The organism is Breznakia pachnodae, from assembly GCF_030814225.1.
GTDB classification, from domain to species: Bacteria; Bacillota_I; Bacilli_A; order Erysipelotrichales; family Erysipelotrichaceae; genus Breznakia; species Breznakia pachnodae.
The window spans coordinates 59,007-79,235 of sequence record NZ_JAUSUR010000005.1 but is presented as its reverse complement, the minus strand read 5'-3'; the positions used below and the strand labels follow the sequence as shown (position 1 = coordinate 79,235).

The window sequence follows — 20,229 nt, the reverse complement described above, 5'->3', positions numbered from 1 at the left end:
AGATGGATACTAAAAAGAAAGATGTTGCTAAGACCTATGATGAGTTTGTTAGCGTTGTAGATGAACGCAGTAAAGAACAACTAGAAGCTTTACGTAGTGCAATTATGTCTGCATCTGATGAAATCAGTGAGAAGATTGCTTGGGGTGCGCCTGCATACTATTACAAAGGAAAATTCTTGGTACAGATTGCAACAGTAAAGGTTGGAGTTGCCTTCTATATAACTCCCGCAACCAAAGCTTCATTTAAAAAAGAATTAGCAGAGTATAGAGATACTAGTAAGAATGCAATTCAATTTTATGCAAAACAGGAAATACCAAAAGAGCTTATTAAAAATATGACACAGTTTCGTATAAAAGAAATAAGCAGTAAATAAATCATCTTTACAAAGGTGATTTTTTCTTTGCATTTTTTGGATAAAGTTATGATAGAATAATAAATAAAGAAAGAGGGAATGACTATGGTAAATTATGAAGAGAGTCTAAAAATACTAAGTGAATTATATGGAAAGGATTCTTATTTTGTGTTAGCAACTGCAAAGGATAATATTCCATCACAGAGGGTAGTTGATATTTATTATGAAGATGGAGCATTCTGGATTGTTACCTATGCTTCATCTAGAAAAGTAAAAGAACTAGATGAAAATCCTAATGTATCGTTCTGTAATAACTTTACAAGTTTTAAGGCAAAGGCATACAATGTAGGACATCCATTAAAAGAAGAAAACAAAGAAATTAGAGAAACACTGACTAAAGTGTTTACACCTTGGTACTTCGCACATAACAATGAAAAAGATGAACATATGTGTTTTGTAAAGGCAGAACTGATATCAGGATTCTTTCATACAAAGGGCAAAGGATATCATATTAACTTTGAAGAGAAATCAGTAAAGGAAATTGATTTTGCGCCTGAAGAAGATTAATAAATTAAGCGATATTTCATAGATATCGTTTTTTCTTGGTTAAATCCAGAGAAATATAAATTATAATTTGTGGTATTATGAATATAAATAAAGGAGACATGTTATGGCAGAGATTGTGTTATCAAGAATCGATAATCGATTGGTTCATGGACAGGTTGGTGTTACATGGGTTAATAGTCTGAATGTTGATACGATTGTAGTTGTAGATGATGAAACCTATTATGATCGTTTCAGTCAGAAACTGATGGAAAGTGTAGCGAAATCATCAAACGTAAATATTCGCTTTTATATGACAAATGATTTTATTAAGCGCTTTTTAGAAGTGGATAGTAATCAGAAAATATTTTTGGTAGTGAAAACACCGAAAGCAATACGTCAACTGTATGAACATGGCTTACCAATTGATAAAGTAAATTTAGGGAATATGCACTATGAGCGTGGCAAAGTGATGGTAACGAGGAAAGTGTATGTAGATGAGGAAGATATCGAAAATCTAGAATATCTCTTGCATGAGGGGGTATACATCTATTATCAGGATGTTCCAGGAAGCCCAAGAGAGAGAATAAATGAAATTAAAGTAAAATAGTGAGGGCATTATGCAAGATACAATTTATAAGGAACTAGAAAAGCGTTGTCTGGAGTATGGTATAAAGGAAGCGGATTGCTTTACAGCGCTGAAGATAGCTGCTGATTTAAATGTAAGTCGTAATACAGTAAGTCAATATTTAAATGAGTTAGTGAAGCAAGGAAAAGTAATTAAAATAAATACAAGACCTGTTTATTTCTATACTAAAAAAGAAGTGGAGCAAGTCTTTCAAAAAACAATTGATACTGTAATTTTTGACTCTTTGGATGAGTTCTTTTCATTGGGTGAAAAAGATACAAAGAATTTCGCCAAGTTGATTGGAAGTAATGACAGTTTACGAAGTGTAGTGGAACAGTGTAAGGCTGCTATTAGTTATCCTGATCATGGCTTACCATTGTTGATTCATGGTCCTACCGGAACCGGTAAGAGTATGATTGCTTCACTGTTGTATGAGTTTGCAGTTGATCAGGGTATTATTGAAAAAGATAAACCATTTGTTTCGGTGAACTGTAGTGAATATGCAAACAATCCAGAGTTATTAACATCCAATTTATTTGGGCATGTGAAAGGTGCATTTACCGATGCCAAAGAAGATAATCTTGGACTAATTGCAGTTGCTGATGGTGGATTGCTGTTTTTAGATGAAGTACATTGTCTTCCAGCAGAGTGTCAGGAGAAACTCTTCTTTTTTATGGATAAAGGAATGTATCATCAATTAGGTGATAATGAAAACTGGTTGTACTCGCATTGTCGAATCGTATTTGCGACTACTGAAGATCCACAAGATGTATTATTAAAGACATTACTGAGAAGAATACCAATTATGGTAAATGTACCTAGTCTTAAGGATCGACCACTCATTGAAAAACAACAATTATTATACTCAGTGTTTAATGAAGAGGCGATACGCCTACAAAAGAATATTGAAATAAGCAATTTAGTATATCAGGTATTTATGGACTTTCATTTCAGTGGGAATGTTGGTGGAATGAAAAATGCGATTAAAGCAGCATGTGCTTCAGCTTTTCTAAATGACCAGAGTTCTAAAGATACCTTAGGTATTTATGTTAGAGATTTACCAGATTATATTTTAGAGACATTCCCTAGCATTCAGTTAAAGGGTGGAGATGATACCAGAGATATTATGATTCCACTTTCAAAACTAAAAGGATCATTTGGAAACTCTAATATGTTAGTTCAGCTGTATCATCGTTTACTGGTACGATTCGAAAAGAATCAGCAGGAGAACATTCCATTTGCAATGTTGGTAAGTGATTTAAAAAGTATTGTTCAAAATTATACAGACTATTTACTATATAAGAATCGTTATCGTAAAAAGGTAAGTGAAAATTATCTGCTAAAGATATTGGATAAAATTTATTCGATTGTTATTAATAAGTACAGTATTACAATTTCTAATAATGAAATTAATATTTATGCAAATATGATTAATGAATACGCAAAGAATGTAATTGATGCCAAGATGTGGGTATCATCAAACACAACTGAAATCGATAAGGTGTTGGAGTTATTAGAGAATCATGCACCTAGAGAGTTTGTAATTGCTAGAGAAATTGTAGATAATGTGGAGTTGAACTTAGATGTTGAACTCGATAATCTAATGCTGTCAATACTGACCATCTCTTTGATTTCTCTTGAAAAGATGGAATCATCTGCAACTGTTGCGGTTATTCTCTGCCATGGGTATTCAACTGCCAGTAGTATTGCCAATGCATGTAATCGTCTGCTGGATGCATATGTATTTGATGGAATTGATATGGAGTTGACCGTAACTACAGAGAAGATCGTAAAACAGTTAAATGAATATCTGAAACGTAAAACAGGATTTAAGGAATTGATATTGTTGGTTGATATGGGTTCATTGGAAGATATCTACAAGCAGATGAAACCTATTACGGATTGTAATATTTCTATCATCAACAATGTAAATACAAAACTTGCATTACAGGTTGGAGAAGACCTTGTGAAAGGGAAATCAACGATTATGATGCTACAGGAGATTGAAGATACATTTACGATTTCTACGAAGTATATCGAGGCAAAAGAACGTCAGAAAGTAATACTAACAATTTGTGCTACTGGATTTGGTGCTGCTAAAAAGATTAGTGAACTGTTATATGACAGTATTCCTAAGAAAGTACCAGTAACAATTATTCCATATGATTATCAGTCATTAATAGAAAATGGAATCAATGATCCAGTGTTCTTGAAATATGATGTGGTAATGATTGTAGGAACCTTGGATCCAAGAGTTGATACCTTACCATTCATACCAGTGGAAAATCTGGTGATGAACAATGATATTGATACACTAAATAATTTAATATCAGAATATACATCAGTAGAAGAAATGAAAGCCTTCCAATCAAAGTTGATGAAGAACTTTACATTACTTAATATCGTAAATCATTTAACGATATTAAATGCTGAGAAGTTAATAGACGATGTGGAAGATGTAGTAGTAGATATTGAGAAACGATTAAATTCAGAACTTAGTATGATTACCAAAGCAGGGTTATATGTTCATTTGAGTTGTTTGATTGAACGACTGATATTAAGGAATGAAGTTTCCTATATTGAACATCAGGAAGAAAAGTTGAAAAAGTATAGTAAGTTTGTAGAAGTATGTCAGGAAGCACTTAGTGTCGTGGAAAGCAGATATAGTGTCGAGGTACCTGAAGCAGAAATTTTGTTGATTCAAAATTACTTCAAAACTGACTTAGACTAAGGATATTTGTGTGTCGACAGTATGTTGGCACACTTTTTGCTATATGAAAGGTGAAGAGGAGGTGAGAGTATGGCAGAACCTAATATAGTGTTAACACGTATTGATAATCGACTTGTGCATGGACAGGTAGGAGTAACTTGGACAAAAACAATTGGTGCAAATTTGATTATTGTTGCAGATGATGTAGTAGCTAGCGACAAAATGCAACAAACCCTTATGGAAGTTACAGCAAAATCTTCAGGTGCAGGAATTCGTTTCTTCACAATTGAACATACAGCTGAAATCATCAGTAAGGCAGCACCATCACAAAAAATATTTATAGTTGCTCGTACACCTGCAGATGTTCGTGAACTGGTTGAGAGAAAGGTTCCAATCACAGAAGTGAATGTAGGTAACATGCATTTCAGTGAAGGAAAACGCTCAATCACCAAAAAAGTATATGTTGATGATAAAGATATGGAAGACCTTAAGTTTTTGGTAGACAAAGGAATTCAAGTGTATTGTCAGGATGTACCAGGGGATTCAAAAGAAGTTATTAAATAAATAAAAAAAGGAGAAAGAGTATGGAAATTACATTAATTCAAGGGATAATGCTTGCAATTGCTGCAATTATCATTGGTATTGACTATTGGCTAGAAGCGTTCTTTATCTTTAGACCATTAGTAGTATCAACAATAACAGGATTTATTTTAGGTGATGTTGTATTAGGATTAAAGTGTGGAGCGTTGATTGAACTGGCATTTGCTGGATTGACACCAGCAGGTGGAACCCAACCTCCAAACCCAGTATTAGCTGGATTTATGGGAACTGTATTAGCATACACAACAGGTTCAAGTCCAGAAATCGCATTAGGTTTATGTCTACCATTTTCATTCTTGATGCAATACGTTATTTTATTCTTCTATTCAACATTCTCATTCTTTATGGGAAAAGCAGATCACTATGCTGAAACTGCAGATGTTGCTGGATTTAGAAAATTAAACCTTACTACAATGGGAATTGTTGCACTTTCTTATGGGCTAATTGTATTCTTATGTACATTTGTTGCTCAAGATGCAATGAGTTCACTTGTAAACTCACTTCCAGAATTTATTACACATGGATTAGAAGTAGCTGGTGGAATCTTACCTGCAATTGGATTTGGTATGTTATTAAGAGTTATGATGAAAACAAAATATATTCCTTATTTAATCGCTGGTTTCTTAATGGCTACATATATTGAAATGTCTAACTTATTACCAGTTGCGTTATTAGGAACAATCTTCGCATTGCTAGACTTCTATGGTGCAAAACAAAGGAAAGTAGATATTGAAGAAGCATTAGAAAAGACTGGAGGTACTGAACATGAGGGAATCTAAAAAAGTATTAAGCGATAAAGATATAACGACGTTAGGTATTCGTTCATCTTTACTACAAGCATCTTTCTCATATGAAAGAATGCAAGCCGGTGGTTGGACATGGGCTCAATTACCAGCATTAGAAAAAATATATGGAGATGACAAAGAAGGATTAAGTGCAGCAATGATTGATAATATGGAATTCATTAACACACACCCTAACTTTGTTGGATTCTTATTAGGTTTACTTATCTCACTTGAAGAAAGTGGAGAAAGTCGTGATTTAATCAAAGGTCTGAAAGTTGCATTGTTTGGACCTATTGCAGGAATTGGAGATGCAATCTTCTGGTTTACATTATTACCAATTGTTGCAGGTATCTCTTGTTCATTTGCGGCACAAGGTAATATCTTAGGACCAATTATCTTTGTATCAGTATATGTTGTTATCTGGTTATTACGTATTGTTTGGACGAAACTGGGATATCGTCTTGGTACCCGTTCAATTGATATGCTAACAGAAAACTCAGAGATTATATCAAACTCTGCAACGATTCCAGGAATCACTGTTATTGGAGCATTGATTGCTAGTTACGTAAGTATTACATTATTACCAATTATTAAGGTTGATGGTGGAATTGAAGTACCTGTTCAAGAAGAATTCTTTGACAAGATTATTCCAAACTTCTTACCAATGCTTTATACTTTAGGTATATTCTACTTACTTAAGAAAAAACAAGTAAGTCCAGTAGTTCTTATTTTAGGAACGATTGCACTTGCAATTGCTTGTTCTTTCATCGGTTTATTATAGAAATGATAAGAACCTGTAAGTCAGGTTCTTATTTTTGAGAGGAGAGATTTATGAAGATTACAATTACTGATACGTATGAAGAATTAAGTGCATTAGCAGCTATCCAGTTATTTGAAGCAGTAAAACAAAAGAATGATTTGAATTGTTGTTTAGCAACAGGTGCTTCACCTATGGGGATGTATAAGAATTTTATCGATATGGTAAAACAGGTGAATTTAAATATTGATCACGTATTATGGACAAAGCTAGATGAATGGGTAGGTCTTCCTTTGGATAATCCATCAACATGCGAGAGTTTTCTCAAAACTTATTTTTTAGAGCCATTGGATATTAAATCAGAACAGTTTCTATCATTTCAGGCTGATCCAAATACCATTCAACAAGAATGTGAAACGATTCATAATAAATTAAATGAACGTCCATTAGATATATGTATTCTAGGATTAGGTAAAAATGGACATTTAGGATTAAATGAACCCGGTGAATATCTGATACCAAATGCTCATGTAGTACAGTTAGATGCGCTAAGCCAAACACATGATATGTTAAATCATCAAGTAGTTACGCAAGGTGTCACCTTAGGGCTTTATGAGATATTGAATGCGAAGAAGATTATCTTTTTAGTGAATGGTGCTGATAAAAAAGCAGTTTATCAGAAACTTATGAAGAAAGAAATCTCAACTACTTTACCTGCATCATTCTTGTGGCTTCATGATAATGTTGAAATGATTGTTATGCGAGATGTAGCTGAATAAATGAAAACAAAGATGCTGAATTAATAGGCATCTTTTTAATTGGATTGAGGATATAATAATCTTATAGTCATAGCAATAGGTTCATGATATAATGGAAAACCCAATGGAGGTGAGAATATGTGTATTAAAATTATTGGTGCGAAAGAAAAGAACTTAAAGAATATTGATGTAAACATACCAAAAAATAAATTTGTTGTTATTACGGGTGTTTCTGGTTCAGGTAAGTCATCGCTTGCAATTGATACCTTATATCAGGAGAGTCAGCGACAATATCTTGAGGCAATTGGTTATCAGGGGATTCATCGTCCTGCAATTGATTCCATAAAGAATACATCACCTGCAGTAATTGTTGATCAGAAGTTTGCAAACCGAAATCCCAGATCTTCGGTAGGAACACAAACGGCAATTTATACTGAACTAAGAATGATATATGAAAAACTGGGTCATCGTATCTGTCCGAATTGCCATAAAGAAATAGCTTCCTCTGACAGTAGAGAAGATATTGAATTTCATGATCATACCTTTAGCGTATATATGGATTGTCCATATTGTAATTATCGTATGGATAAACTTACACGTTCTCACTTTTCCTATAATACAAAAGAAGGTAGTTGTCTCACATGTCAGGGAACTGGTAAGACATTAGAGATTGATTGGAATCGAGTGTTGCATGATGATTTATCTCTAGAAGAAGGTGCGGTTGATTTCTGGAAACATAAATATAAAGATTATCAGGTTCAATCGTTTTATAAAGCACTGGATGCTTTTTCTATTCCATATAAGAAGAATGAGCAAGTATCCAATTTACATGAAGATGCGTTATTAATTCTGAAGTATGGTATTACTCAACCAGTTATTAAAGAGAAATATAAAGATCTTGAATTTCCTAAAACAGTAGAGAAAGGGAGATTTGATGGTCTTGAATCCTATTTGTTGAATAGAGTGAAGGAAAAGATGGAGCAAGTAAAACAATACTTCAAACAAGATACTTGTCCTGATTGTCATGGAGAAAAACTAAATCAATTATCAAGAAGTGTAACTGTTCAAGAGATAAGACTTCCAGAATTGTCTAAAAAATCATTAGTAGAGCTGTACGACTGGATTAATGAATTAGGAGAAGTGATTAGTGAGCAGGAAAAGAGATTGGTTCATGATTATTTATATGATTTACAAATAAAATTAAAAAGAATAATTAAAATAGGACTTGGATATCTAACTCTTGATCAACAGATGATTACATTATCTGGAGGAGAGGCACAACGAATTAAACTCTCTGCGACGTTAGACTCAGATATTACAGGAGTATTGTATATTATTGATGAACCCACAGTAGGACTTCATCCTCAAGATAGTGAGGGCATGATTGACGCACTAAAAGAATTGAAAGATAAAGGAAATACAGTTGTTGTAATTGAACATAGTACGGATGTGATGAAAGCAGCAGACTATATTATTGATATGGGGCCAGGTGCAGGAAAACATGGTGGTTATGTAGTTGCTCAGGGTACATACAATGAAATTCTAGGGCAAGAACATTCTGTTACAGGTAAATACTTGAATAGCGAACATAACGTAAAGCAGGAGTATCGTAAAGCGATTCATGGATGGTTTACGATTCATCATGCAAAGTTACACAACCTAAAAGATATAACAGTATCATTTCCAATTGGTTGTTTTACTAGTGTGAGTGGTGTATCGGGTTCAGGGAAATCAACATTGATTTTTGACTTACTGGCAAAGCAAATAGATGTAACTGGAATCGAGAGTTTTGATCAGATTATCCCAATTCATCAACAACAAATCACAAGAATGAAACGTTCGAATGTTGCAACTTATTCTGGATTACTTGATGATATACGCAAATTGTTTGCTAGTATAGATGAAAGTAAGCAACGAGGATATAATAGCCAATACTTTTCCTTTAATAGTAAAGGAAGATGTGAACACTGTGAAGGATTGGGATATGTTGAAAACAATCTTTTATTCTTTGAAAACATCACAACTGTATGTCCAGTGTGTCAAGGGAAGCAATTCAAGGCAGAGGTGTTGGAAATCAAACTAAATAAGAAGTCTATTTCGGATGTTCTACATTTATCCATTGAAGAAGCACTCTCATTCTTCAAACAATATCCAACAATTATGAAGAAGTTAAATCTACTGTCTGATGTAGGACTTGAATATTTAGAACTAGGTCAATCCTTAACTACATTATCTGGTGGAGAAGGACAACGATTAAAACTGGCATCTGAACTGATGAAGAGCAAACATAAAAAGAATTTATATCTAATTGATGAACCAACAATGGGACTCCATCCTTTGGATGTTGAACATTTCTTAGTATTGTTAAATCGATTGGTAGATGAAGGGGATACTGTGATTGTTGTTGAGCATAGCACACAAGTGATCAATGATTCTGATTGGGTGATTGATTTAGGTCCTTATGGAGGGGGAAAAGGTGGAGAAGTAATTGCTCAGGGAACACCTGAAGAAATTAAACAACATTCAAAATCGATAACAGGGAAATATTTATAAAGTCATTCTTTAATAGAGTGACTTTTTTTAATTAAAAATTGTATGGTAGATAAGCATATATTGTATGGTGTATAATTGAAAAAAGGAGTGTGTTGTATGCCAATAAATTCATTTGATGATTATCCAATGTCATGGATACCAAACAAGAGTAAGTTAAAGAAACCAATCTATCTTTCAATTGCAAATGAACTAATTACTGATATTGAAGAGGGAGTATTAGAAGCAAATACGAAACTACCTCCACAAAGAGAACTTGCAGACTATCTTGACCTCAATTTGAGCACAATAACGAAAGCGTTTAAATATTGTGAATTGAACGGATATATTTATGGAATTACTGGAAAGGGAACCTTTGTATCTCAAAATCGTGTAGAGAAAAATGATATGTTTTTATCAGCAAATGAAAAAATTACGAATCTAGGTTTGGTAGAACCTTATTATGAATATGATCATTATTCTTTGAAAGTAGCACAAGAAGTCCTTCGACAACCCAATGCATTAACATTATTCACTTATGATTCACCAATAGGGACAAAATCACAGATAGCATCCGCAAAAAGATGGTTAAAGGAACTTAACGTAGAAGTAAGTGAAGACCAAATAGCAATTTTTCCTGGAGTGCAAAATACATTAACCATATTACTGATTGCAATGTTTCATCCTGGTGATCGTATAGCAGTTGATAAATATACATATACAAACTTTGTGAAACTGGCAAATCAATTGAATCTTCGTTTAGTTCCAATTGAAGGTGATCAAGAGGGAATGCTGCCTAAAGTATTAAAGCAGGAATGTAGTAATAAAGAAATCAAAGGAATATTCTTAATGCCTACATTAAGCAATCCTACAAATACGATTATGGGGGTGGCTAGAAAAAAAGAATTATCCAAGATTATAAAAGAATATGAATTGTTGTTGATTGAAGATGAAACCTATAACTTTTTATTAGATGAACCAGTTACACCATTGATATCAATTATTCCTGAGCAGACGATTTATGTGCATGGAGTTTCAAAAGAGTTTAGTGCAGGTCTTAGAGTAGCTTTTGTTGTTGTACCTGAAATTTTAAGAGAATGTATTCTAGATACTGCAATTAATGTGAATCTAAAAGGGAATGCATTATCTGCAGAAATCGTATCAAGACTGATTGATACTAAGGTAGCTAAAACAATGGTTAGAAAGAAACGAAGAAAAGCAAAGCGGTATACAGAGATATTCAAAAGACAGTTTCCTTCTCATACACCAAATATACGTTTCTTTCAATGGATTCAATTGCCTGATTCTATTAATGCTAAAGAGTTTGAAGAAAAAGCTACACAACATGAAGTTCGTATACTTGGATCTCATCAGTTTGTTGTTGGTGAGCAAGTAAAACAATCTTACATTCGTATAGCTTTATCTTCTGTGAAGTCAGAAAAGGAATTGGAAACTTCTTTAGTTAAACTTAAAGCGTTGATAGAATCATATCAATAGTAACTATTTAACTTTATGTTTCCATGGGTTAGGAATAAACATATTTGTTCTTTTCATGTATTCTTTATAATCATCACCAAATTCTTTTATCATATCCTGTTCCTCTTTTTTAGCCAATCGATAATAGATGACGACTAAAATTGGATACATAATTAATAATGGAATTGTAGCCCATTCAAAAATCATTCCAAGGGGAATTAGAAGAAACCCTGTATATTGAGGGTGTCGGATATATTTGTAAATACCATCAGTAACTAGATGACCTTCACCCCTTTCATGTTTCCAATAGTTCTTATAAATTTTTCTCCATCCACAAAAGATGATGATGGCACCTAAAACATTTAGTAAAATACAGATATACATACCCCAATGACCAATATAGGCGTTTAGTGTATGTCCCCAAAGAAATCCATCTGGTAATTGTTTACCAAATGCCCATGCGACAAAATACATACTCATAGGGATACCAAACATTTCTAATGCATATGCAATAATAAATGCCATATAAGCTGTTGCAGGTTTGCGTTGGCTTTTTTTGTAGAAGGGAATAAAGAAAAGAAATACTCCATAGATAAGAATCCAGATAAGAACAGCTATCCAATTTCCATAGTGTGATGTTGCTGAATCATTCATAATAAGTCCTCCAAGACAGTTTTCGACCAGTGGTCGAAAATCTTATGACATCATTATAGTATATTTTCGACTAGTGGTCAACTTTTTGTGATTATGCTATAATACTAAAAGATAATAAGAAAGAAAGGAGTGCTCTGATGAATAAACGAACATTGATTTTAGATGCTATGCAGGAATTGATTATTAATGACAAAGGTGCTGCATGTTCGGTTAGTGATATAGCAAGACAGGCGGGAATTGGTAAAGGTAGTATTTATTATTATTTTAAATCAAAGGAAGAGATATTGGATGCACTTGTTGATCGTCAATATGGAAAGATTATTGAGAATTGTGAGAATATTCTGCAAGACAGTAATGGTAATGCAATTCAAAAGATAGCAATATTAATACAGACATACTATGCTTCAAGTGTTGAGAATTCAGTTGACCATTATTTGCACGAAACACAAAATGCATATATACATCAGAAATCATTAGCCACAATTCTATTGGCACTTTCTCCAATTCTTTCATCAATTATTCAACAAGGAAATAATGAAGGAATGTTTAACTGCAGTTATCCTGATGCCTTTTCAGAACTGATTCTTTCAGAATTTTGCTTTGTATTTGATTATGGAATCTTTACTTGGTCAGCAAACCAGATGCATCAGAAGTTTAAAATGCTTAGTGAAGTTTTAGAACGAAGTCTACAATCGCCTGAAGGAAGTTTTGCTTTCTTAAATACTGCATTTGATCAATTTTCAAAAAGATCTAAAGTAAAACTTAAATAACTACTTCTTATAGAGCAAAAATCATAAGAAAAACAACCAATAATGCTATATTGGTTGTATAAATAACAGTGAAAGGAGAATCCTAATGAATACAAAAGTATATGAATATGAAACAGAGATTGTTGAGATACCAGAAAAGGGAGGAGCTTATGTTGTGTTCCCATATAATGTCAGAGATGAGTTTGGTAAAGGACGTGCAAAGGTACATGTTACCTTTGATGGAATCCCATATGATGGTAGTGTTGTGAATATGGGAATTAAAAATAAAGACGGCAGTATTTGCTATATTATTGGAATTCTAAAAGATATTAGAAAGAAATTAAATAAGGCAAATGGCGATAAAGTGAAAGTTACAGTACAGGAACGTGAATAGTTATATACAATAGGTGTAAAGATTAAGTAATTATACTGATAATGAGATATTTTCATTAAATAAACATTTCGAAAAATTAGGTATTTACATCGCTTACATTTATGCTATAATAGAAAAGTAAAACAAGGTGTAAATATCCCTTTCCTATCTTCCTACCTTGTTTTACACCCTAATAGATAATATAAGAGCGAAAGCTCTTTTTTTGTTTAGAGCTAGCCAAAATAAAACGACATACAATATTATACTGTATGTCGAAGAGAGAAAGATGTTTGATTAATAATAAGTGAGAATATCAAACATCCATATAAAGAGACTGGCTATTTAAGCCATTTCTATTTTATCATGTTAATTTGAATTAGTATAGTAGTAATCGTTAAATTATTGATATATACCATCATTGATTTATACTGCACGGAGTATCTTAATATACAAATCAAAAGGGTAGTGATACCATATATTTAAGATAGTGGGGTGTTAAAAATGGAAGGACATGGTGGAATGATGGGACACCATCATATGATGAATTTTAAAAAGGTTTTCTTTGTATCATTGGTATTAAGTATTCCTATTTTGGTATTATCACCAATGATGGGAGTGAACTTACCATTTCAATTTACATTTGAAGGATCAGAAATAGTTGTGTTAGTATTAGCAACAATCTTATTGATTTATGGTGGAAGGCCTTTTTTTAGTGGAGCAGTCAGTGAATTAAAAGATAGAAAACCAGCAATGATGACCCTTGTTTCAATGGGATTAGGTGTATCTTATGGTTATAGTGTATATGCGTTTATTATGAATGACATTATAAAATCAGATATGCATGTAATGAACTATTTCTGGGAGTTTGCTTCGTTAACATTAATTATGTTATTTGGCCACTGGATGGAAATGAAATCCCTTATGATGTCAAACAGTGAACTGGACAGTATTGCTAAGTTACTGCCATCCACAGCGATTGTAGTAAACGGTGATAAACAAGAAGAGATAGCTCTTGATCAAGTGAAACAAGGAATGCGTTTGCTTGTTAGAGCGAATGACAAAGTACCAGTAGATGGTATTGTTGATGAAGGTAGTGCAGTTGTGAATGAATCTATTATAACTGGAGAGTCAAAACCGATTATGAAGAAAAAGCAAGACCAGGTAATTGGTGGTTCAATAAATGGAAATACATCGTTTTATATGATTGCAAGTCATAATGGACAAGAAGGCTATCTGTCTCAGGTACTAGAGTTAGTACAGACAACTCAAAACCAGAAGACAAAGATTGAAACCAAATCAAATCAGGTTGCAGGATGGTTGTTCTATATTGCCTTAACCGTTGGTATTCTTGCCTTTATTATATGGGGCGTAACTGGTAAGGACTGGAATGTGGCAATGGAAAGAATGATTAGTGTCTTTATTATTGCCTGTCCTCATGCACTAGGCTTAGCGATTCCTTTGGTTATTGCGAGAGCAACTGGTATCGCTGCAAATCAGGGAGTGTTAATTAAAAACAAGAATGTATGGGAAAGTGTAGAGAATTTAGAATATCTAGCTATGGACAAAACAGGGACATTAACTCAAGGTTCTTTCGAAGTGACAAATTTACTGTCACTTAATAAAGAATATACTGAAAAAGAAGTATTTGAATACTTTGTAACATTAGAAAAACATTCAAGTCATCCAATCGCTTTGAGTATTTTGAAGGCAGCTGAATCTAAGAAGATAGAAGGTTATCCTACCGATGATGTGGAATTAGTCCAAGGGGTAGGAATGAGTGGGAATGTGAATGGTAAAGATATAAAGATTGTAAATGAAGATTATCTTATTTCAAATAATATTAGCTATGATAAAGAACTATATGATACCTATAGTAAGGAAGGAAATACCATCAGTTATTTAGTAATTGATAATGTGGCTGTTGGAATGGTGACACTTGCTGACCAGTTACGACCAGAAGCAATGGATCTTATAAAGAATTTGCATGATATGAACATTGAGCCAATTATGATGAGTGGAGATAATGCAGATGCGGTAAAAACAATTGCAGAGTATCTGGGAATTAAGAAGTATTATGCACAGTTATTACCACAAGATAAAGCAGATAAAGTGAAAGAGTTAAAAAAAGACCATCCGATTATGATGGTTGGAGATGGTGTAAATGATGCGCCATCACTTGCGAATGCCAGTGTGTCCATGGCAATTGGTAATGGCACCGATGTTGCCAAAGATAGTGCGGATATGTTATTGGTCAAAAACGATCTTTCAAAGATTACAATGTTTCTTCACTTAGCAAAAAAGACACATCGTAAAATGAAAGAAAATCTCTGGTGGGGAGCAGGATATAATATCCTGGCGATACCACTAGCAGCAGGAGTGTTTGCTCCAATTGGAATTGTGTTAAGTCCTGCAATAGGAGCAATTCTAATGTCATTAAGTACAATTATAGTTGCAATCAATGCAATGAGACTACATCTATAAGAAAGCCCTGCGGTTTAATCGCAGAGCTTTTTTGTTATGTTGATTTTGTGAATTTTGTCTGACACTTTGGACATTTAATCTCAATCTTTCCTTTTCCTCTAGGGACACGAACCGTTTGAGAACAACTTGGACATAAATAATATTTATTTGCTTTGTCCTTTCTGTTTTTTGACAGAATCGAAAAACGTCTACGAATAGGTTTTGTCAGATTCAAGAATTTAGTGTTTTCCATTCTTCTTTTGTAGATATTTCTAGAATATGTACGAAATAATAAAATTGCTAATAACAGATAAGTTGCGATCGTCATATAAGAAGATTTCACTACAAATAAATTTAATAGTAATACTGCAAATAATATTACATAGATAAATTTATTTAATTGGTCATTTCCATAACGACCTTGCAAGAAACGATATAGAGCATTCTTAATTTTACCCATTTAACTCATCCTTTCTATTTGATGTATGATTTATATTATATGATAAATAGGCAAAAATTAAAGCCTTTTTTATATTTCACAACTTTTCACACAATACTAGCGAATATGGTAGAATGGCTGGTATGAGGTATCGTGTATGAGTATGAAAAAATTAAAAGATCATTATGATGAACCTTTCTTGCAACAATTAGCAGAAGATTTTTCACAATTTGATAACACATTTAAGAAAAACAACTTTTTAAAGTGTTTTGAAGGTGAACAATGGGAAGAACAAACATTAAGAGAAAGAATGATAACGATTGCGAAAGGTTATCACGATAATAGTGATTTAAGTTATGAGCAATCTATTACGGTGTTAGATCAATTACCAATTCGTATTGATGGATTTTATTATATATTTTTAAACGACTATGTAAGTTTATATGGATGTTCAAAAGAGCAGTGGAGTGCTTCGATGAAAGCAATGGAAAAGTTTACGAAAAAGAATTCGGCAGAGTTTGCAATCCGAACCTTTTTAACTTATGATTTCAAGAAAACAATGAAACAGATGGAAAAATGGAGCAAGAGTAAAAATGAGCATTTACGTAGATTATCCAGCGAGGGGATTCGTCCTCGTTTACCATGGGGGAAGCAAGTAGAAGATTTGTTTACGCATACTGATAAAATTGTTGCGATTTTAAGTAGACTAAAGAATGATGAATCGCTATATGTCAGAAGAAGTGTTGCAAACAATATTAATGACTTAGCTAAGGATATTCCAGAAACTGTAGTTGAAATTATTGAGGAGTGGGGAATGGATAATCCTGAAGTTGCATGGATTCTGCAACATGGTACCAGAACCTTGCGTAAACATGGGCACCCTGAAGTAATGAAGTTAATGGGATATGCCTGTGAAGATGTTCCAATTAAAGTTAGCAAAGCAACTTTAAAGGTGTGTGAAAAGAAAGCTGTAATTAACAAAGATACAAGTATTTTAAATTATAAAGTAACTGTACAAAGTGATAGTGAGATAAAAGTAAAACTTGGGTTAGCAGTAGAGTTTGTGAAAGCAAACAAGACAACATCAAAAAAGATCTTTCATTTAAAAGATCAAAAAATTATTGGAAAGGTTGTTTTAGAGGGTTGTAAGAAATATTCATGGCTTGATTTATCGACACGTATTCATTATCCTGGAAAACATCGATTTACACTTCTTGTGAATGGTAAAGAAACTACATCAATAACTATTACAGTAAACCCCTGTGAATAACTCACAGGGGCAGTTTTATACTTTGGGTTTACGTCGTAGTTCAATTATCTCAGCAACTAATGTTGTAGTATTGTCAATTGAATATACGTTTTTAGGTTTCAATGTTTCGATTGTCTTATTTTTATGATTGTACTTATAAACCGCCAGTAGATTTTTACGTTTGGCAATTACAAAGCAATCTTTTGTATAAGTGCTTTTCTTTTCGGCGACTATAAGATCATCTTTCTTAAATTCAGGTTCCATGTGGCTATCTTCAATATGGAATTGAAATGCATCATGATATTCTGTGCGATAAGTATTACTATTATCATTTATTTCCATAGTCTTTGAATAAACTGGAAGTGAATAAAAAAGATCTTTTTCTTTATCATCAACTAAATCACTAATTGTTACATTAAAGTAATCAGCTAATTTCTTCATGTTTTCGATTCTGGGATACTTTTTGCCCTTGACCCATTCAGATACCAAACTGTTGGCAATACCTAAATCATTACTAATATCTTTTTGTCGTTTTTCATCACGTTTCATGTAGTACTTTAGGTTCTCCGCGAACTTAATTCTCGAGTTACTTTTTGAGTCCATAACACCCTCCACCTAGTGTCATTATACAGGAAAAAAGTGAAAAGATATACTGCAAAAGTGAAAGTTGTTTCTGAAGAATTGACAAGCGTTTTTTAGTGGTTATAATTAAACCATAAGGAGGGATTTTGAATGACTGATATCATGATGACACTGAAGGCTTGTAGGGTAAATTCGAACATGAAAATCAGGGAAGTTGCAGACTCTATTGGCAAAACAGAGCGAACAATTAAGAACTGGGAATGTGGACGAAGTATACCAAATGGATTAGATTTAAAGTCACTTTCTAAATTGTATAATGTTCCAGTAGATCATATTTTTTTAGGAGATAATATCGCTTTAAGCGAATATTATCAAAAGACAGGAAAAAGAGAAAGTTAGGGCAATAAAAGAGGATTTATGATTCCTCTTTTTTTTATATCCAATATTCTGTTACTTTCGTGTATAATAATACTAATAGATAGAAGGTGAAAAGATGGCAAAGATTTCTAAATCAATGGAAAAGGAAATTGCAGTTGCTGAAATAAATGATTTTTCTCAACCAATGGTATTTGTGGTTGATATGATCAATGGTTTTATTAAAGAAGGAGCATTGAGTGATTCTTCAATAATGAGTATTGTTGAACCAATAAAGAATCTTTTAAAGCAAACGAAAGATCATATATTTGTCTGTGATTCACATAACCTGGATGCCAGAGAGTTTCAGGCGTATCCAATTCACTGTATTGAGAATACAGAAGAATCTCAGGTGATTGATGAACTGAAGGGCTATGTAGATGATGTGATTTATAAGAATTCAACAAATACATTTGTCTCTAAAGATTTTCAGGATCAATTAGAAGAATTATTATTAAGTTATAATGACTATATTATTGTAGGATGTTGCAGTGATATCTGTGTATTACAGTTTGCACTGGCTTTTCAGACATTCTTAAATGAGTTTAATATGGATAAGAAGAGAATCATTGTACCAGTAAATATGATTGAAACGTTTCATGCAGACAAGGTTCATGACCAACTTGAAATGAATGAAATAGCATGTAAATTAATGATGTCAAATGGTATTGATGTTGTAAACGTGAGGTGAAAGATGGAAACTTATGATTTAAAGTTTGATTTTCGTGATCCACGAAATCTTAGTATGGTAATGGATTTATATGAATTAACAATGGCACAGGTTTACTTTAATGAAGGTAAAAAAGATCAGGTAGTTACCTTTGATTTGTTTTATCGTAAGAATCCTGATAATGCAGGGTTTGCTTTATTTTCAGGGTTGGAGCAGGTAATTGGGTTTATCCAGAATCTGCACTTTAGTGAATCTGATATATATTATTTAAAAAGTTTAAATAAATTTAGTGATGAATTTTTAGATTATTTACGTCATTTTATATTTACTGGAAACATTCATTCAGTAAAAGAAGGAACAGTTGTGTTTCCTAATGAACCATTAATTCGTGTAGAGGCAAAGATTATAGAAGCACAGATTGTGGAAACAGCAATTTTACTTGCAGTGAATCATCAGACTCTAATAGCAACAAAAGCGAACCGTGTAGTTCGTGCTGCTAAAGGAAGGTCTGTGATGGAGTTTGGTGCACGTAGAGCCCACAACTTCGACGCAGCCAATTATGGAGCTCGTGCTGCTTATATTGGTGGTGTAGGAGCAAGTTCCAATGTAGCAGCTGGTCAGTTGTTTGAAATCCCAGTAAGTGGAACGATGGCACATAGTTTTATTCAAAGTCATGATAATGAATATGATGCATTTCTTTCTTATGCGAAAAACTATCCGGACTCAACTTCATTGTTGTTAGATACATATGATACGCTTCGCAGTGGACTTAAGAATGCTATTCGATTGGCTCATGAATATTTGATTCCAAAAGGGTATCGTTTGGATAGTGTGCGTATTGACAGTGGAGATATTGCCTACTTATCAAAGAAGATTCGTGAAGAACTGGATGCAGCTGGTTTAGAAGATTGTAAGATTATTGCCAGTAATTCATTTGATGAATATATTATAAAATCATTAATTGAGCAGGGTGCTCAGATTGATTCTTTCGGAGTTGGTGAGAATCTGATTTGTTCAAAGAGTTCACCAGTATTTGGAGGAGTATATAAACTTAGTTCTTTATTAGTGGATGGGGAATATATTCCTAAGATAAAAGTAAGTGACAATGTTGGAAAATTGACGAATCCAGGAAAGAAAGAGTTATATCGTATTTATGATAAAACTTCAAATAAAGCAGTAGCAGATATTCTTGCTCTATATGATGAAGTACTTGATGAAGCAGAAGATTTAACTATTTACCATCCTCAGAATGTTTGGAAATTTAAAACACTGGAAGCTGGTAGTTATTATGTAAAGAAACTTTTAGTACCAATCTTTGTTGATGGAAAATTAGTATATGATTGTCCAACAATTGAAGAAATTCGTACATTCAGTGAAGAAAGTAGAGCTTCCATGTGGGATGAAATCTACCGTTTTGAATTTCCACAAGAATATTATGTGGATCTTACAAAGAAACTATTAGACTTAAAACTTAGTATGCTAGAAAATGTGAGAAAATAA

The 20,229-nt window shown here is 33.1% G+C and carries 20 protein-coding genes; 17 read left to right on the top strand and 3 right to left on the bottom strand.

All coding sequences use genetic code 11. From position 1 onward, the window contains the following. Positions 1-2: 2 nt before the first annotated feature. From J2S15_RS13400 to J2S15_RS13355, 10 genes are all read left to right on the top strand, one after another. Positions 3-374 (top strand): iron chaperone, encoded by a 372-nt coding sequence (locus J2S15_RS13400; protein ID WP_307409149.1) that lies wholly within the window; start codon positions 3-5, stop codon positions 372-374. A gap of 84 nt (positions 375-458) precedes the next feature. Continuing rightward, the gene (locus tag J2S15_RS13395) at positions 459-920 is read left to right on the top strand and encodes a pyridoxamine 5'-phosphate oxidase family protein (protein WP_307409147.1); all 462 of its coding nucleotides are present in this window, start codon (positions 459-461) and stop codon (positions 918-920) included. 103 nt (positions 921-1,023) lie between these two features. Then, positions 1,024-1,506: a PTS galactosamine transporter subunit IIB gene (agaB, locus tag J2S15_RS13390; RefSeq protein ID WP_307409145.1), complete on the top strand. Its 483-nt coding sequence runs from the start codon at positions 1,024-1,026 to the stop codon at positions 1,504-1,506. Between the two features lie 10 nt (positions 1,507-1,516). Next, positions 1,517-4,255 carry a sigma 54-interacting transcriptional regulator gene (locus J2S15_RS13385; protein WP_307409143.1) on the top strand — a complete coding sequence of 913 codons (2,739 nt, stop codon included), beginning with the start codon at positions 1,517-1,519 and terminating at the stop codon, positions 4,253-4,255. 69 nt (positions 4,256-4,324) lie between these two features. Next, positions 4,325-4,798 carry a PTS galactosamine transporter subunit IIB gene (gene agaB, locus J2S15_RS13380; RefSeq protein WP_307409141.1) on the top strand — a complete coding sequence of 158 codons (474 nt, stop codon included), beginning with the start codon at positions 4,325-4,327 and terminating at the stop codon, positions 4,796-4,798. Positions 4,799-4,818: 20 nt separating this feature from the next. Next, the gene (agaC, locus tag J2S15_RS13375) at positions 4,819-5,613 is read left to right on the top strand and encodes a PTS galactosamine transporter subunit IIC (protein ID WP_307409139.1); all 795 of its coding nucleotides are present in this window, start codon (positions 4,819-4,821) and stop codon (positions 5,611-5,613) included. Then, on the top strand, positions 5,600-6,400 hold the full coding sequence (gene agaD, locus J2S15_RS13370) for a PTS galactosamine transporter subunit IID (protein WP_307409138.1): 801 nt from the start codon (positions 5,600-5,602) through the stop codon (positions 6,398-6,400). The genes agaC and agaD overlap by 14 nt, the downstream gene beginning before the upstream one ends. 50 nt (positions 6,401-6,450) lie before the next feature. Next, positions 6,451-7,155 carry a 6-phosphogluconolactonase gene (locus J2S15_RS13365; protein WP_307409136.1) on the top strand — a complete coding sequence of 235 codons (705 nt, stop codon included), beginning with the start codon at positions 6,451-6,453 and terminating at the stop codon, positions 7,153-7,155. Between the two features lie 117 nt (positions 7,156-7,272). Continuing rightward, positions 7,273-9,687, top strand: a complete 2,415-nt coding sequence (locus J2S15_RS13360; protein ID WP_307409134.1) for an ATP-binding cassette domain-containing protein — start codon at positions 7,273-7,275, stop codon at positions 9,685-9,687. 96 nt (positions 9,688-9,783) lie between these two features. After that, complete coding sequence (locus J2S15_RS13355) at positions 9,784-11,160, top strand: aminotransferase-like domain-containing protein (RefSeq protein WP_307409132.1); 1,377 nt, start codon at positions 9,784-9,786, stop codon at positions 11,158-11,160. Positions 11,161-11,163: 3 nt separating this feature from the next. Here the strand turns inward: J2S15_RS13355 and J2S15_RS13350 are convergent, their stop codons facing one another. Next, a complete protein-coding gene (locus tag J2S15_RS13350) occupies positions 11,164-11,793 on the bottom strand; it encodes a methyltransferase family protein (protein WP_307409130.1) in 630 nt (209 codons plus the stop codon). Positions 11,794-11,930: 137 nt separating this feature from the next. On the opposite strand from J2S15_RS13350, the gene J2S15_RS13345 reads away from it, so the two are divergent. The 3 genes from J2S15_RS13345 to J2S15_RS13335 all read left to right on the top strand — a co-directional run bounded on the left by J2S15_RS13345 (position 11,931) and on the right by J2S15_RS13335 (position 15,396). Continuing rightward, positions 11,931-12,563, top strand: coding sequence for a TetR/AcrR family transcriptional regulator (locus J2S15_RS13345; RefSeq protein WP_307409128.1), 633 nt, complete (start codon positions 11,931-11,933; stop codon positions 12,561-12,563). 85 nt (positions 12,564-12,648) lie between these two features. After that, a complete protein-coding gene (locus J2S15_RS13340) occupies positions 12,649-12,936 on the top strand; it encodes a DUF1905 domain-containing protein (protein WP_307409126.1) in 288 nt (95 codons plus the stop codon). Positions 12,937-13,416: 480 nt separating this feature from the next. Next, a complete protein-coding gene (locus tag J2S15_RS13335) occupies positions 13,417-15,396 on the top strand; it encodes a copper-translocating P-type ATPase (protein WP_307409125.1) in 1,980 nt (659 codons plus the stop codon). Positions 15,397-15,430: 34 nt separating this feature from the next. Here J2S15_RS13335 and J2S15_RS13330 read toward each other — a convergent pair whose 3' ends face one another. Further along, positions 15,431-15,835, bottom strand: a complete 405-nt coding sequence (locus J2S15_RS13330) for a zinc ribbon domain-containing protein (protein WP_307409123.1) — start codon at positions 15,833-15,835, stop codon at positions 15,431-15,433. A 136-nt stretch (positions 15,836-15,971) separates the two neighbouring features. Here J2S15_RS13330 and J2S15_RS13325 point away from each other — a divergent pair, with 136 nt between their 5' ends. After that, positions 15,972-17,084, top strand: coding sequence for a YhaZ family DNA alkylation repair protein (locus tag J2S15_RS13325; RefSeq protein WP_307409121.1), 1,113 nt, complete (start codon positions 15,972-15,974; stop codon positions 17,082-17,084). A gap of 15 nt (positions 17,085-17,099) precedes the next feature. Here the strand turns inward: J2S15_RS13325 and J2S15_RS13320 are convergent, their stop codons facing one another. After that, positions 17,100-17,666, bottom strand: a complete 567-nt coding sequence (locus J2S15_RS13320; RefSeq protein ID WP_307409119.1) for a helix-turn-helix domain-containing protein — start codon at positions 17,664-17,666, stop codon at positions 17,100-17,102. A gap of 129 nt (positions 17,667-17,795) precedes the next feature. Between J2S15_RS13320 and J2S15_RS13315 the strand changes: the two genes are divergently transcribed. From J2S15_RS13315 to J2S15_RS13305, 3 genes are all read left to right on the top strand, one after another. After that, the gene (locus J2S15_RS13315; protein ID WP_307409117.1) at positions 17,796-18,044 is read left to right on the top strand and encodes a helix-turn-helix domain-containing protein; all 249 of its coding nucleotides are present in this window, start codon (positions 17,796-17,798) and stop codon (positions 18,042-18,044) included. A 94-nt stretch (positions 18,045-18,138) separates the two neighbouring features. After that, positions 18,139-18,750, top strand: a complete 612-nt coding sequence (locus tag J2S15_RS13310; RefSeq protein WP_307409115.1) for a cysteine hydrolase family protein — start codon at positions 18,139-18,141, stop codon at positions 18,748-18,750. Positions 18,751-18,753: 3 nt separating this feature from the next. After that, positions 18,754-20,229: a nicotinate phosphoribosyltransferase gene (locus J2S15_RS13305; protein ID WP_307409113.1), complete on the top strand. Its 1,476-nt coding sequence runs from the start codon at positions 18,754-18,756 to the stop codon at positions 20,227-20,229.

Bases quoted from the DNA above. Each gene is read 5' to 3' on its own strand.
- J2S15_RS13350 (WP_307409130.1), bottom strand. From the start codon at position 11,793: ATGAATGATTCAGCAACATCACACTATGGAAATTGGATAGCTGTTCTT.
- agaB (WP_307409141.1), top strand. From the start codon at position 4,325: ATGGCAGAACCTAATATAGTGTTAACACGTATTGATAATCGACTTGTG.
- J2S15_RS13400 (WP_307409149.1), top strand. From the start codon at position 3: ATGGATACTAAAAAGAAAGATGTTGCTAAGACCTATGATGAGTTTGTT.
- J2S15_RS13385 (WP_307409143.1), top strand. From the start codon at position 1,517: ATGCAAGATACAATTTATAAGGAACTAGAAAAGCGTTGTCTGGAGTAT.
- J2S15_RS13345 (WP_307409128.1), top strand. From the start codon at position 11,931: ATGAATAAACGAACATTGATTTTAGATGCTATGCAGGAATTGATTATT.
- agaD (WP_307409138.1), top strand. From the start codon at position 5,600: ATGAGGGAATCTAAAAAAGTATTAAGCGATAAAGATATAACGACGTTA.
- agaC (WP_307409139.1), top strand. From the start codon at position 4,819: ATGGAAATTACATTAATTCAAGGGATAATGCTTGCAATTGCTGCAATT.
- J2S15_RS13355 (WP_307409132.1), top strand. From the start codon at position 9,784: ATGCCAATAAATTCATTTGATGATTATCCAATGTCATGGATACCAAAC.
- J2S15_RS13320 (WP_307409119.1), bottom strand. From the start codon at position 17,666: ATGGACTCAAAAAGTAACTCGAGAATTAAGTTCGCGGAGAACCTAAAG.
- J2S15_RS13360 (WP_307409134.1), top strand. From the start codon at position 7,273: ATGTGTATTAAAATTATTGGTGCGAAAGAAAAGAACTTAAAGAATATT.
- J2S15_RS13325 (WP_307409121.1), top strand. From the start codon at position 15,972: ATGAGTATGAAAAAATTAAAAGATCATTATGATGAACCTTTCTTGCAA.
- J2S15_RS13335 (WP_307409125.1), top strand. From the start codon at position 13,417: ATGGAAGGACATGGTGGAATGATGGGACACCATCATATGATGAATTTT.
- J2S15_RS13315 (WP_307409117.1), top strand. From the start codon at position 17,796: ATGACTGATATCATGATGACACTGAAGGCTTGTAGGGTAAATTCGAAC.
- J2S15_RS13310 (WP_307409115.1), top strand. From the start codon at position 18,139: ATGGCAAAGATTTCTAAATCAATGGAAAAGGAAATTGCAGTTGCTGAA.
- J2S15_RS13305 (WP_307409113.1), top strand. From the start codon at position 18,754: ATGGAAACTTATGATTTAAAGTTTGATTTTCGTGATCCACGAAATCTT.
- J2S15_RS13330 (WP_307409123.1), bottom strand. From the start codon at position 15,835: ATGGGTAAAATTAAGAATGCTCTATATCGTTTCTTGCAAGGTCGTTAT.
- J2S15_RS13365 (WP_307409136.1), top strand. From the start codon at position 6,451: ATGAAGATTACAATTACTGATACGTATGAAGAATTAAGTGCATTAGCA.
- J2S15_RS13340 (WP_307409126.1), top strand. From the start codon at position 12,649: ATGAATACAAAAGTATATGAATATGAAACAGAGATTGTTGAGATACCA.
- J2S15_RS13395 (WP_307409147.1), top strand. From the start codon at position 459: ATGGTAAATTATGAAGAGAGTCTAAAAATACTAAGTGAATTATATGGA.
- agaB (WP_307409145.1), top strand. From the start codon at position 1,024: ATGGCAGAGATTGTGTTATCAAGAATCGATAATCGATTGGTTCATGGA.